This is a genomic window from Anaerococcus vaginimassiliensis (genome assembly GCF_900626155.1).
GTDB lineage: Bacteria > Bacillota > Clostridia > Tissierellales > Peptoniphilaceae > Anaerococcus > Anaerococcus vaginimassiliensis.
Genome location: NZ_LR130844.1, coordinates 1323053 through 1337583 on the forward strand (window position 1 = coordinate 1323053; position 14531 = coordinate 1337583).

A 14531-nucleotide genomic window follows, 5' to 3' on the forward strand; every position below is an offset into this window, starting at 1 on the left:
GATAGGAATTTATGAATATATTAATTATAGGATCAGGAGGGCGTGAACACGCCTTAGGAAAGAAAATCTGTGCAGATAATAGAAAAATATTTTTCGCACCAGGTAATGCTGGAACTAGCGAAATTGGAGAAAATATAGACATTGCTGCTAATGATATTGATAGCCTCGTAGATTTTGCTAAAAATAATTCGATAGATTATACAATAGTTGGTCCAGAAGATCCTCTTTGTTTAGGAATAGTAGATAGGTTTGAAAGAAACGAACTTAAAATCTTTGGAGTTAATCAAAAAGCATCTAAGTTTGAATCTAGTAAATCCTACACCAAAGAATTTTTAAATAAGTATGGTATAAAAACTGCTTCATATCTTAAAACTGAAGATAAAAAAGAAGCTATAGTTTATGCTAGAAACTTACTAGATAAAAACGGAAAGGTAGTTTTAAAAAGAGACGGTCTTGCAGCAGGTAAGGGAGTTTTCATAATAAACGACGAAGATGAATTAAAGTTAAAAATAGAAGAGATATTTTCAAAAGATAAATTTATTGTAATTGAAGAATTTGTTAGTGGATTTGAAATGAGTATGCTACTTCTTACAGATTCAAAAACTATAATTTCATTACCAACAAGCAAAGACCATAAGAAAATATTTGATAAAGAAGAAGGACCAAATACTGGTGGAATGGGAACTTACGCTCCAAATGTTGAGGCTGAAGTTTTCAAAGATGAAATTGTAAAAGAAGTTCTTCCAAAAATCATAGATGGCTTTAATAAAGAAAATATCGACTATAGGGGTGTTTTATTTATAGGATTTATGATAAATGAAAGTGGAATCTACGTTTTAGAATTTAATGTTAGATTTGGAGATCCTGAAACGCAAGTAGTCTTAGAATTAATTGACAATGACCTTTTAGAATTACTAGAAAAAACGTCTAATGGCAAGCTTTCTGATGTTAAACTTAAAATAAACGACAAGAAATCTGCTTGTTTAGTACTTACATCAAGTGGTTATCCAAACTCTTATGAGATAAATAAAGAGATAGAATTTGAACCAAATATTAAATCTACTATCTATCATGCTGGAACTAAGAAAGAAAACGAGAAAATTTTAACAATCTCTGGAAGAGTTTTAAATATTGTTTCTACAGGAATTTCTTTTGATGAAGTTATTAAAAGTGTTTATGAAGATGCAGATAAAATAAACTTTGAAGGAAAATACTACAGAACAGATATTGGTCCAACTGTTAAGAGAGTTTATGTCAAGAAAAAGGATGAATTTGATTTTGAATCAAAAAATCTAAAGCAAAACATCAAAAATTCTTTGGGAATTGATTTAGAAGACCTCAAAATATATAAAAGATATGATCTTGAAACTAAAGATGAAAATGTTAAAAAATTACTATACACTGTTTTAGCCGAAGCACCTGTAGATGAAGCTTACGCTTTTGAAGATGCGATTAATCTTCAAGGAAATTTTACAACTACTATCGTAAGCGAGTATTTGCCAGGGCAGTTTAACCAAAGAGAGCAAGGTGTAATTGATGCTTCTTCCTTAGTTATTGATGATGAAAACTTTAAAGTTAGAGCTGCTACTGTATATGAACTAGAAAATGTAAGCCAAGATGATTTAGAAAAAATAGAAAAATTCATAATAAATCCAGTAGATTCACACAGGGTTAGCCTTCTTGGAATTCCAACTACACTAAATGTTAATCATCAAAAAAACTTAGAAAATATTGTTTACGATGGATTCGTAGATTATAACGAAGATGAACTAATTAAATTTTTAAATGATCATTCCATGGCTATGAGTCTTGATGATATAAAACTTGTGAGAGACTATTTTAAAGAAGAAAATAGAAATCCTAATGAAACTGAAATAAAAATCTTAGATACTTACTGGTCCGACCATTGTAGGCACACAACTTTTAATACATTCTTAGATATTGATATCAAGGCAAATACACTCTTAGATGAGGCAATACAAAAATCTTTTGATAAGTATCTAAAGATGAGAGAAGAGTTAAACATTACAAAACCAATCAACCTCATGAGTTTTGGTACAATACTTGCAAAGTATATGAGAGCAAATAACAATTTTGATGACCTTGAAGTAAGCAATGAAATAAATGCGTGTTCTGTATACACTAAAGTTAGAGTGCTTAAAGATGGCAAAGAAACTACAGAAGATTATTTGTTGATGTTTAAAAATGAAACTCACAACCATCCTACAGAAATTGAACCATTTGGTGGAGCATCTACTTGTTTAGGTGGAGCTATTAGAGATCCACTTTCTGGTAGAGCTTATGTTTATCAAGCTATGAGATTAAGTGGCGCAGGTGATATAAAACAAGCTTATGAAAAAACACTTGTTGGTAAGTTACCCCAATCAAAAATCACAAAAGAGGCAGCACTTGGTTATTCTTCCTATGGTAACCAAATAGGGCTTGCCACAGGTTTGGTAGATGAATTTTACCATCCAGGTTATACAGCTAAGAGAATGGAATGTGGTGCGGTTATGGCAGCTGCTCCTGTAGAAAATGTCAAAAGGCTAGATCCTGTGGCTGGAGATTTGATAATTTTACTTGGTGGAAGAACTGGTCGTGATGGAATAGGTGGAGCAACAGGTTCATCTAAATCTCATAAGATTAGTTCAATAAAAACAGAATCAGCTCAAGTTCAAAAAGGAAATGCTCCAGAAGAAAGAAAAATCCAAAGACTATTTAGAAGAGCAGAAGTAGCAAAACTAATTAAAAAATGTAACGACTTTGGAGCTGGTGGAGTATCAGTTGCTATAGGAGAACTTTCAGATGGGGTTGATATTTACCTTGATAGAGTTCCTCTAAAATATGAGGGGCTAAAACCATTTGAAATAGCTATTTCAGAATCTCAAGAGAGAATGGCTGTAGTAATTGATAAAAATGACCTTGATGAATTCTTATCCTATGCATCAGAAGAAAATCTAGAAGCAACTCATGTCGCAACTGTGACTGATAATAAGACAATGACAATTTATTATGAAGATAATATCGTAGGAAAACTTTCTTATGACTTCATAAATACTGATGGTGCCGAAAGATTTGCTAAGCTAACTTATGTAAGTGAGAAAACTCCAACAATTCTAACTGATAAGGATAATGATCCAAACAAATTCTATAAAAAGATCAAAAAACTTCCTAATTTAAGCAAGAAAAACCTCATAGAAATGTTTGATCCATCTATTGGAAGAAATACTGTGCTAAATCCTTTAGGAGGAAAGAAACTCCTAAATCCAGCCCAAGTAATGGCAGCAAGAATTCCAGTTGATGAAGGAATCTCAAAAACTGTATCACTAATGAGCTATGGTTTTGATCCAAACTTATCTTCTGAGAGTCAATATCTGGGTGGCTATTATGCTGTAGTTGAGTCTATATCAAAGCTTGTAGCGTCAGGATCTGATTTAGATAAAATAAGATTGTCTTTCCAAGAATTCTATGAATCTATGGATGATGAAAAAGCTTGGTCTAAGCCTTTTAAATCATTATTGGGAGCTTTTGAAGTATCATCATTCTTTGAAACAGCTCCAATTGGTGGTAAGGATAGTATGAGCGGAACATTTGAAAATATAAAAGTTCCACCAACCCTTATATCTTTTGCAGTAACAACTGAAGATGTTGAACATATTATATCTAATGACCTTAAAGGTGAAGGAAAAATAGGTTTAGTTAAAACTCCTTATCAGGAAGATGGAAGTCTAGACTTAGAAAAGCTAAAGGAAAATTACAATAGAATAACTGATGATATTAGGAAAGGTAATATAATTTCAGCTATTTCCCTCACACGAAAAGGACTATTGGTAGATATTTACGAGCAAGCTGTTGGAAATACAGGTTTTAGTATAAATTGCGATAACTTATACAATCCTATGTTTGGATCTTTCGTTGTTGAATACAAAAGTGATAGAGACTTTATAGAAAATATCGGTGAATTTAGCGAAGGAATAACAGTTAATGGCGTAAGTTTAGATGTAAAAGAGCTTGAAGATTCTTATGTACACGGATTAGACGAGATATTTAAACCTTATGAAGAGATAGAATACACTTGTTTAAGTCCTAAAAAAGTAGAAAGGAAGCTTAAATCTGATAAACCTACTGAAAATCCAAGAGTTCTAATACTAGCAGCTCCTGGAACTAATTGTGAGATAGACAGCGCGAAAGCCTTCAAGAAAGCCGGAGGTGAAACCGAGATATTGGTTTTTAAAAATGAAAGTCAAGAAGATATCAAGAATTCTATTGATAAGTTGGAAAAAGCACTACTAAATTCACAAATATTTATGATTCCTGGAGGATTCTCCCTAGGAGATGAACCAGATGGATCTGCTAAGTTTTTAGCTAATATTTTAAGAAATGAAAAGATAGCTAAGGCAATTGACCATCTACTATATGAAAATGATGGTCTTATGATAGGTATTTGTAATGGATTCCAAGCTTTAGTTAAAACTGGACTTTTACCTTATGGAAAGATTACTATACCAAAGGATGACGACCCAACCTTAACCTTTAATACATCTAGTCGTCACATAGCAACTTTTGTAAATACAAAGACCCTTACAGACAACAGTCCTTGGACAGTAGGAGTTGATTTAGATAGAACATATAGGATTCCAGTATCCCATGGAGAGGGAAGATTTATAGTAAACGAAGAAAAGTTAGAAGAACTTCTCGACAATGATCAGATATTCTCAGTTTATGAAACATCTTTAAATGGTTCTAATTACAACATAGAGGGAATTATATCCAAAGATGGAAAGATTCTTGGAAGAATGGGCCATGCTGAAAGAATTGATGACGACTTGTTCAAGAATGTTTATGATGTAGATAGAGAAAAAATATTTGAAAATGCAGTGAATTATTTTAGAAAGGATGCTGAATGAAATTTTTAGGAGAGGGATTAACATTTGACGATGTACTTTTAGTACCAGGACCATCAGAAGTTCTACCAAATGAGGTAGATACAACTACTTACTTAACAAAGAACATAAAACTAAATATTCCAATGATGTCAGCAGGAATGGATACTGTAACAGAATCACAAATGGCAATAGCTATGGCAAGACAAGGCGGTATTGGAATAATCCATAAAAACATGCCAATAGCTGAACAAGCAAGACAAGTTGATGTAGTTAAAAGATCAGAACATGGAGTTATAACTGATCCTTTTTACCTTCACCCAGATAATATTTTACAAGATGCGCTAGATATTATGGCAAACTACAGAATATCTGGTGTTCCAATTGTAGATAAAGAAATGTACTTGAAGGGAATTCTTACTAACAGAGATGTAAGGTTTGAAGAAGATCCTACAGTTCAAATTGATTCTATCATGACTAAAGAAAACTTAGTAGTTGGTTATGAAGGAATCAAGATGAAAGAGGCAATCAAACTAATGGAAGAAGCAAAGATTGAAAAGCTTCCTATAGTTGATGATGATTACAAGCTAAAAGGACTAATCACTATTAAGGATATAGAAAAATCAAAACAATATCCTAAATCAGCTAGAGATAAGAATAATAGACTTGTAGTTGGTGCAGCAGTTGGAATTACAAATGATATGATGGAAAGGGTAGATGCTTTGGTGAAGGCAAACGTAGATGTTATTACCCTAGATACTGCTCACGGCCATTCTAAAAATGTACTAAAGGCTATTAAGAAGATTAAAGAAAAATATCCTGACCTTGACTTGATTGCAGGAAATGTAGCCACAGCAGATGCAACTCATGATCTAATAGAAGCTGGAGTAGATGCAGTAAAAGTTGGTATTGGTCCTGGTTCAATCTGTACAACAAGAGTTGTAACTGGTATCGGTGTTCCTCAAATAACTGCAATTATTGATTGTGTAAATGAGGCTAATAAATACGATATTCCAGTAATTGCTGATGGTGGTATTAATAATTCTGGAGATATCACCAAAGCCCTAGCTTGTGGAGCAAAGGTAATAATGGCAGGTTCATTATTTGCAGGTACAGAGGAATCACCAGGAGAAACAATTGTTTTTGAAGGTAGACAATACAAAGAATACCGTGGTATGGGATCTCTTGCTGCTATGAAAGATGGATCAGGAGATAGGTATTTCCAAACAAATACTAAAAAATATGTACCTGAAGGAGTCGAAGGAAGAGTCGCTTACAAGGGACCAGTTGGAGAGGTTGTATATCAACTTCTTGGTGGATTAAAATCCGGTATGGGATATGTTGGAAGCAAAGATTTGGATGAACTATATGATAAGGCTAAATTTGTAAAAATTACTTCCGCATCACTTATAGAAAACCATCCACACAATATAACTATTACAAGAGAATCACCAAACTATTCTAAAAACTAGGAGGAAAAATGACAGACGTAAGAGTAATAATGGGTTCAGCATCAGACATTGAAATTGCAAAGAAGGTTACTTCAATATTAAAAGATTTTGATATTTCTTATGAGGTTTCTGTCATATCTGCCCATAGAGCTTTGAATGTACTAGAAGAAACTATGGGAAAAGACGATGCCAAGGTTTATATTGGTATTGCAGGTATGGCAGCTCACTTGGCAGGTGTTATGGCAGGAATGACTATAAAACCTGTTATTGGAATACCTGTAGGTGGAACAAACACAGCAGGACTTGATGCTTTGTTATCAATGGTACAAATGCCAAAGGGCGTTCCAGTTGCAACTGTAGCTATAAATGGTGGAAATAATGCAGCCCTTCTTGCAATTCAAATACTAGCTTTGGGAGATGAAAAATTATCTGAAAAATTAAAGAACCATAAAAAAGAAATGCTAGAAAAAGTTTTGGAAGATGATAAGGGTATCGGTGAGATTTAATGGCTAAATTAACTTACAAAGATGCTGGTGTTGACAAAAACAAAGGCTACGATGAAGTAGAATTAATCAAAAAAATTGTAAAATCAACTCATGGCAAGGAAGTGTTAGCTGACATTGGAGGATTTGCTGGGGCTTTTGCCCCAAATCTTTCAGGAATTTCTAATCCAGTTCTTTTAAGTGGGACTGATGGTGTCGGTACGAAGATAAAACTTGCCATGGAAATGGATAAACACGATACAGTTGGTATAGATTGTGTTGCAATGTGTGTAAATGATATTTTGTGCCAAGGAGGAAAACCTCTATTTTTCTTAGATTATATAGCTACAGGAAAATTAGATCCTAGAAAAATGGCAGAACTAGTTAAAGGTGTAGCTGATGGGTGTAAAATTGCAAGTGCAGCTCTGATAGGTGGAGAAACTGCTGAAATGCCAGGCATATACAAGGAAGATGATTATGATTTGGCAGGCTTTGCAGTAGGTCTTGTAGATAAAGATAAAATAATTGACGGAAAAGATTTAAAAGAAGGAGATATCGCAATTGGTCTTTATTCTTCAGGAGTCCATAGCAATGGATTTTCTCTTGTAAGAGCTAGTATGGATCAGGCCGGCGTATCACTTACTGATAAGTTTGATGAAAATATTACAATAGGAGAAAAACTTCTTACTCCTACCAAAATATACGCCAAAGAGATAGAAGATTTAATAAACAATATAGAAGTAAAAGCAATATCTCATATAACTGGTGGTGGTCTTTATGAAAATGTACCAAGAGTATTAAAGGATGATCTATCAGTTGAATTTAACCTATCAAATCTAAAGCTAGACCCTATATTCGAAAATATTCAAAAGTGGGGCAATATCGACACTGATGAAATGTATAACACCTTCAATATGGGGGTTGGTATGGTAATCTTTGTAGATCCTAAGGATTGTGATAAATCTTTGGAAATCCTAAAAGGTAAAGCAGAAGTTGTTGGACAAGTAACTAAAGGAAATAAAAGTATTAAAATTAATTTATAAGGAGAATTAATATGGAAAAAGTATACACAGGAAAAACAAAAGACGTTTACAAACTAAATGATGAAGAATATTTACTAAAGTTTAAAGATGATGTAACAGGAAATGATGGTGTATTCGATCCAGGCGCAAATTCAGTAGGTCTTACTATGGAAGGAGCAGGTCACCAAGCAGTAGCAATGACAAAATTCTTCTATGAAAAACTAAATGAAAAAGGTCTTACAACTCACTTTATATCTGCAGATCTTGATAAAAACGAAGCTATTGTTAAAAAAGCAGAAGTTTTTGGTCAAGGTGTTGAAGTTATAGTTAGATATTACGCTGTAGGATCATTTATCAGAAGATACGGTAAATATATAGAAAATGGTACAAAAATTGATCCTTATGTAGAAATTACATTAAAAGATGATGAAAGAGAAGATCCACTAATAACTAAAGATGCACTAGCTTTACTAAAAATCATGACAGAAGATGAATACGAAGAACTAAAAGAGCTCGCCCTAAACATAGGTGAGATTGTAAGAGAAGAACTTGCTAAAAAAGATCTTGACTTATACGATATCAAATTTGAATTTGGTAGAATAGAAGATGGAAAAGTAGCTTTAATAGATGAAATTTCTGGTGGAAATATGAGAGCCTACAAAGGCGATAAATATATAGAACCTCTAGAACTAGAAAAAATAATGTTAGGATAATATCAGACTCCCGTTTTGAGCTGAACCCGTAAACACGGAATAACTTAATAATATTTTAAGCGGAATGTAATCTGTAATCAATAGGTGACATTCCGTTTAATTTTGCTTTAATCCTGTCTTCGTTGTACCATTTGATATATGATTCTATTTCTTTTCTTAACTCTTCATAATTCTTAAATTCTACACCATAGTACATTTCTTGTTTGAGTATACCAAAGAAGTTCTCCATTGGTGAATTGTCTAGACAATTGCCTTTTCTTGACATACTTTGTGTTATGTTTAGTTTGCTAAGTCTACTTGACCATGAACTATGTTGGTAATGGAATCCCTGGTCTGAGTGTATTACTAGATCATCACTTTCTTCTATTCTTTTAGTTGCTTCTTCTAGCATTGTATTTGTTAGTTTAATTGTCGGACGGTGACTTAGTGTATAACTAATTATCTCGCTATTGTATACATCTAGTATTGGTGATAGGTAAAGTCTTTTCTCATTTCCTTTGATTCTAAATTCTGTTACATCTGTTAACCATAGCTTATTAGGTTTTTTAGCTTTAAAGTTACGATTTACTAGATTAGGAGCTACTTTACCTACCTGTCCCTTGTATGATGAGTATTTTCTTGATCTCGTTTTAAATTTAGCACATAGAAGTCCTTCTTGTCTCATTATTCTTAATACTCTTTTATGATTTACTATTAAACTTTTGTTTCTTAAAGCTTTACAAACTCTTCTGTATCCATATCTTCCCTTAGTTGCTTTAACAATTGACTTGATTTTTTCTCTAATCTTCTTGTCTTTGTCTATTGGATTTTCTAATTTTATCTTCCATTCATAGTATGAGGATTTAGGTAGTTTAGCTACTTTTATCCATTCACTTGCTTTTGTTTCAGCATGTTCTTTAAGAAGATTAAGTATTATCTTTGTTTTTTCCTTGCTTCTGCCTCTTCTTCCAGTAGCAAGGCTTGATACTTTTTTTCGAATAGTATTTGCATCTTTAAATATTTATTTTCTTCTCTAAGTCTAATTAACTCTTCTCTTTCAGACTCTTTTATTGGTTTTTCTTTCTTAGGTTTCTTATCTGATTTAGACATATCTTTCTTTGGCCTTCCTCTATTATCTTCTAGCCCAGATAAACCACGCTGTTGATAAGCTTTCTCCCACCTATATACCATAGATCCATTAGAAAGATTGAAGTGCTCGGCGGTTTCTCTAAGCGAAGTATTATTGATTTGTCTATATTGTATTACAGATAGTTTAAATTCACTAGTGTATTTATTATTGTTTAGATTCTTAGATAAGTTATCAAACCCTCCTGATCGATATTTTACTATCCAACTTTCAAGTGTTGAATTGGGAATATTATATTTTTTGGCAACCATTTTATGGCCACCATACTCTCCTGATAAGTATTCTAATACTAATTTAATTTTAAATTCTTTTGTGTATTTTGACATGAAAAAACCCCTCCATCCGTATTCCGGATTTTGGGGTCCAGCACATTTGGGAGTCTTTTTGTTTATGTTTTTTATCAATAAATATTAATAATTTAAAAACTTTAATTTATTAAAATAATAAGAAAAAATTGAAATATCAGGGGTTTTGTGGTATTATAACAGGGTATGAATCGGAGGTGTCTATATGGTAAATTTCTTAGCGATTGTACTAGTTATTGCATCAATAGTTATCATAACAGCAGTAACACTACAAGATCCTAAAACTGAAGGTCTAGGAGCTCTATCAGGAACACAAACTAACGTATTCGGTAGAAGCGCTCACAGATCAAAAAACGAAATGTTAGATAAGGTTGCTATTGCAGGTGGTATACTTCTATTTTTAGGAAGTATAATAATGGTAGCAATTAACTAGGAAGGGGTAAGCTATATAATAGCTTAGCCTCTTTTTTATTATAGACAATAGGAGTTTCAATGAATTTAAAAGAATTAATACTTAACTTGGTATATGACAGTGATTATATTCCAATGAGTAAGAAAGAACTGTTTTCTTATCTAAAAGTTGATAAATACACAAGAAAAGCGGTTGAAGATATACTAAAAGATTTAGAAAAAGAAAATAAAATAAGGATATCAAATAAAAAAAGAATAATGCCTTTGACTGAGGAAGAACTATCTCTAACAGGCAAAATTTCTATTGCCCAAGGAGGATATGGATTTTTCATATCTGACAATGAAGATTTTTCAGATGTTTTTATTAAAAAGGATAATCTTAACAACGCCCATAACAACGATAGGGTAAAAATAGAAATCATCAGAGAAAAAGCAGAAGGAAAAAATGCCGAAGGTAGGGTAACTAATATAATCGAAAGAGCTAATGAAGAAGTAATAGGAACCTACCAAAAAAACAAAGGTTTTGGTTTTGTTATAGCTGATGATAAATCCTTTGGCGATGATATCTATATCGAAGATAAGTTCTCCAAGAAGGCGAAAGACAAAGACAAGGTTGCAGTTGAGATTATAAATTATCCTAAAAAAGGTAAACCTGAAGGTAGGATTACTGAAATAATTGGTAGCAAAGGTGATAAGAATATAGATGTTTTATCATTAATCAGAGCTCACAATCTTCCATATGAGTTTTCTAAAGAAACAAAGAAGGAGACCTTATATATTGATGACTCCGTATCAAGTATTGAATTAAATGGCAGAAAAGATCTAAGAGATTTGTTTACAGTAACAATTGATGGTAGAGATTCAAAAGATTTTGACGATGCCATTTCCATAGAAAAAAATGGAGAAAATTACGATCTTTATGTTCATATAGCAGATGTTGCTCACTATGTAAAAAAGGGCAGCGCAATAGATGATGATGCCTACGAGAGAGGAAATTCTACTTATTTATTTAATGTTGTAATATCAATGCTTCCAGAAAAGCTTTCTAACGGAATTTGCTCACTTAACCCAAACGAAGATAGGCTTAGCCTGAGCTTAAAAATGACAGTAAATCCCAAGGGAAAAGTTATAGCAAATGACTTTTATGAAGCGGTTATTAACTCAGATTATAGGCTTGTATATGATGATGTAAATAATTTTTTAGATGATAATGATGATAATATTTATGAAGATGAATTATTAAAAGAAAAACTAAGAGACTTTGACAAACTTAGAGAAATATTAAGCAATATGAGAAAAAAACGTGGATCCATTGATTTTAACTTTTCAGAAAGCCAAATAGATGTTACAGATGATGGCAAAGTCTTAAATATTTCTAATCTTGAGAGAGGATCTGGAAATAAGATGATAGAAGAATTTATGCTTTGTGCAAATGAATGTGTAGCTAGTTTATTTGCCTATATGGATTTTCCGTTTATATATAGAATTCACGAAAAGCCAAGCGAAGAGAAATTAGAGTCATTTAAAAAAGATCTTCAGGCTGTAGGATTAAATATAAAGGGTAGTGAGCTTCATCCTAAAGACTTCCAACAAATACTAGAAGATGTAGAAGGAAAAGATATAGAAAAAGTAATAAATCTTTTGATGCTTAGAACTATGCAAAAGGCAAAATATTCTGAGACTAGGGATATACATTTTGGCTTGTCTACAAATTTCTACACTCACTTTACATCACCCATCAGAAGGTATCCAGATCTTATTGTCCACAGACTTCTGAAAAAATATATTCATAACAAGATTGCAAAATTAAACCAAGCAAGTCTAGAAAAAAGTTTATCTAAAAATGCAGAGCACTTGTCTATGACAGAAAGAAGAAGCGAAGAGTGCGAAAGAGATGTAGAAGATCTTTTCAAATGTAAATATATGAGAAGATTTGTCGGAGATGATTTTTACGGTAATATTTCTTCAATCACTGATTTTGGTATGTTTATCGAGTTAGAAAACACTGTAGAAGGATTATTTATGTATAAATTTTCTGAAGACAGGTATGATTATATAGAAGAAACTATGAAGGCATTTAATGCTGATACCAAGAGGTTTTATTCTATAGGAGATAGAGTTAAAATTAGAGTAAGAGATGTAGATATGTATCAAAGAAATATAGATTTTGATATGGAGGTAGATGATGAAATTATTAGCTAATAATAAAAAGGCCTACCATGATTATTTTATAGAAGAAAAATATGAAGCAGGTTTATCTCTTTTAGGTAGCGAAGTAAAATCTATAAAAAAAGGGAAAGTATCAATAAAGGAATCTTTTATTTCTGATAGAAATGGAGAGATGTTTATATATGGTATGCATGTAACACCGTATGAACAAGCCTACGAAAAAGATATTGATCCAACGAGAACAAGGAGACTTCTCCTTCATAAAAAAGAGATAAATAAGCTAATAGGTCAAAAAACACAAGCTGGATTTACTATAGTTCCACTTAAGATTTATGAAAGAGATGGATTAGTTAAGCTAGAGCTTGCTCTTGCAAAAGGTAAGAAACAGTTTGATAAGAGAGAGTCTATCAAAGCTAAAGATGACAAGAGAAAAATAGATAGAGCACTTAAAAATTATAGATAAGGACTAAAAATGACAGAACTTAAGGTAAAACTTTTAAATTATACTCCGGATGGAGAAGAAACAATAGCCCAAGCAGGCAAGCTTTGCTATTCAAGAGTAGGTGTAGATGAAATTGGAGAAAAACAAGATGAAGAATCAATAGCAAGGTATGTTAAAATGCTTTCTGATATGGGCCATCTTTCTCCTATAGAGCATGTATCTTTTACATTTGCGGTTGAAGGAGTATCAAGAGTTTTGACTCATCAACTTGTTCGTCACAGACTTGCATCATATTCTCAACAATCTCAAAGGTATGTCAAACTAGACCAATTTGATTATATTATTCCTCCAGAAATAGAAAAAGACAAAAGTGCAAAAGAAATTTATGTAAATCACATGATTGCTTGTCAAAAGGCATACGATGATCTTGTTGAAATTCTAGAGAAGAAGCATTATGAAGATTTCATAAAAGAAGGGATGGATGAGAAAAAAGCAAGAAGATCTGCATCTAAAAAAGCAATAGAAGATGCTAGATATACTTTTCCAAATGCTTGTGAGACAAAAATAGTATTTACTATGAATGCTAGAACTCTTTTACACTTCTTCAATGTAAGAAGCTGTCTACGAGCTCAATGGGAGATTAGAGAAATGTCTGATCAAATGCTAAAGCTTGTAAAAGATATATATCCAAATCTATTTTCAAATGCAGGTCCATCTTGCATAAGTGGTCCATGTCCTGAGGGCAAGATGACTTGTGGCAAAATAAAAGAAGTCCGCGAAAAATTTTCTAATATGTAATAAAAACTAAGGTTAAGAGGGATTTTATGGCTTACATACAACTGAATAATTTAAGAAAAGAATTCAAGTCAGGAAATACAACTATAGTTGCTAATGACGATATAAATTTTTCCTTGGTAAAGGGGAGACTTTTAATTATTGTAGGAGCAAGTGGTGCAGGAAAAACTACTCTTCTAAATCTATTGGGAGGTATGGATAAAGCTACCAGTGGAGATATTATAATAGACGGCAAAAATATAGCCGATTTGGATGATAAAAGTTTAACTGAGTATAGGAGAGATGATGTGGGTTTTGTATTCCAACATTATAACCTTATTCCAAACTTAACCGCTATTGAAAATGTTGAAATGGCATCAGAAATTTCATCAAATCCCTTAGACCCAGAAGAAACTCTAAAAGAAGTTGGACTTTCTCATAGACTTAACAATTTTCCATCCCAATTATCTGGTGGGGAGCAACAAAGGGTTGCTATTGCAAGAGCCTTAGCAAAAAATCCTAAACTTTTATTATGTGATGAACCAACAGGTGCTCTTGACTATGAAACTGGTAAAAATATTTTGAAATTATTAGAAAAAGCTTGCCACGAAATGGGTGCAACAGTTGTGATCATTACACACAATTCATTGATAAAACCTATGGCTGACCAAGTAATAGAAATTAGAGATGGAAAAATTGTAGAAGATTATATAAACAATAATCCATTGCCAGTAGATGAAATAGAGTGGTAGT

At 32.5% G+C, this 14531-nt stretch carries 12 protein-coding genes; 10 read left to right on the plus strand and 2 right to left on the minus strand.

Going from position 1 to position 14531, the window contains the following annotated elements:
* Positions 1–11 precede the first annotated feature (11 nt).
* From E0D87_RS06470 to E0D87_RS06490, 5 genes are read left to right on the plus strand one after another with little or no spacing between them, the layout of a single operon-like run.
* Positions 12–4907, plus strand: a complete 4896-nt coding sequence (locus tag E0D87_RS06470) for a phosphoribosylformylglycinamidine synthase (RefSeq protein ID WP_130819813.1) — start codon at positions 12–14, stop codon at positions 4905–4907.
* Entirely contained in the window at positions 4904–6355 is a 1452-nt protein-coding gene (gene guaB / locus E0D87_RS06475) for an IMP dehydrogenase (RefSeq protein WP_130819814.1), read from the plus strand. Before E0D87_RS06470 ends, guaB begins: the two co-directional genes overlap by 4 nt.
* Positions 6356–6363: 8 nt before the next feature.
* Entirely contained in the window at positions 6364–6840 is a 477-nt protein-coding gene (gene purE, locus E0D87_RS06480; RefSeq protein ID WP_130819815.1) for a 5-(carboxyamino)imidazole ribonucleotide mutase, read from the plus strand.
* Positions 6840–7859 carry a phosphoribosylformylglycinamidine cyclo-ligase gene (gene purM / locus E0D87_RS06485; RefSeq protein WP_130819816.1) on the plus strand — a complete coding sequence of 340 codons (1020 nt, stop codon included), beginning with the start codon at positions 6840–6842 and terminating at the stop codon, positions 7857–7859. Before purE ends, purM begins: the two co-directional genes overlap by 1 nt.
* A gap of 11 nt (positions 7860–7870) precedes the next feature.
* The gene (locus E0D87_RS06490; protein ID WP_130819817.1) at positions 7871–8551 is read left to right on the plus strand and encodes a phosphoribosylaminoimidazolesuccinocarboxamide synthase; all 681 of its coding nucleotides are present in this window, start codon (positions 7871–7873) and stop codon (positions 8549–8551) included.
* Between the two features lie 55 nt (positions 8552–8606).
* On the opposite strand, the gene E0D87_RS06495 is transcribed toward E0D87_RS06490, so the two are convergent.
* Positions 8607–9551 (minus strand): IS3 family transposase, encoded by a 945-nt coding sequence (locus tag E0D87_RS06495; protein WP_130819818.1) that lies wholly within the window; start codon positions 9549–9551, stop codon positions 8607–8609.
* Entirely contained in the window at positions 9464–10003 is a 540-nt protein-coding gene (locus tag E0D87_RS06500; protein ID WP_130819819.1) for a helix-turn-helix domain-containing protein, read from the minus strand. The genes E0D87_RS06495 and E0D87_RS06500 overlap by 88 nt, the downstream gene beginning before the upstream one ends.
* 184 nt (positions 10004–10187) lie before the next feature.
* On the opposite strand from E0D87_RS06500, the gene secG reads away from it, so the two are divergent.
* Genes secG through E0D87_RS06525 form a run of 5 tightly spaced genes read left to right on the plus strand, consistent with a single transcriptional unit; the run spans position 10188 to position 14530 of the window.
* Positions 10188–10415, plus strand: a complete 228-nt coding sequence (gene secG, locus E0D87_RS06505; RefSeq protein ID WP_004834463.1) for a preprotein translocase subunit SecG — start codon at positions 10188–10190, stop codon at positions 10413–10415.
* 59 nt (positions 10416–10474) lie between these two features.
* Positions 10475–12595 carry a ribonuclease R gene (gene rnr / locus E0D87_RS06510; RefSeq protein WP_130819820.1) on the plus strand — a complete coding sequence of 707 codons (2121 nt, stop codon included), beginning with the start codon at positions 10475–10477 and terminating at the stop codon, positions 12593–12595.
* On the plus strand, positions 12579–13025 hold the full coding sequence (smpB, locus tag E0D87_RS06515) for an SsrA-binding protein SmpB (RefSeq protein WP_004834190.1): 447 nt from the start codon (positions 12579–12581) through the stop codon (positions 13023–13025). The genes rnr and smpB overlap by 17 nt, the downstream gene beginning before the upstream one ends.
* 9 nt (positions 13026–13034) lie before the next feature.
* Positions 13035–13802: an FAD-dependent thymidylate synthase gene (gene thyX / locus E0D87_RS06520; RefSeq protein WP_130819821.1), complete on the plus strand. Its 768-nt coding sequence runs from the start codon at positions 13035–13037 to the stop codon at positions 13800–13802.
* A gap of 26 nt (positions 13803–13828) precedes the next feature.
* On the plus strand, positions 13829–14530 hold the full coding sequence (locus E0D87_RS06525) for an ABC transporter ATP-binding protein (protein ID WP_130819822.1): 702 nt from the start codon (positions 13829–13831) through the stop codon (positions 14528–14530).
* Position 14531 lies beyond the last annotated feature (1 nt).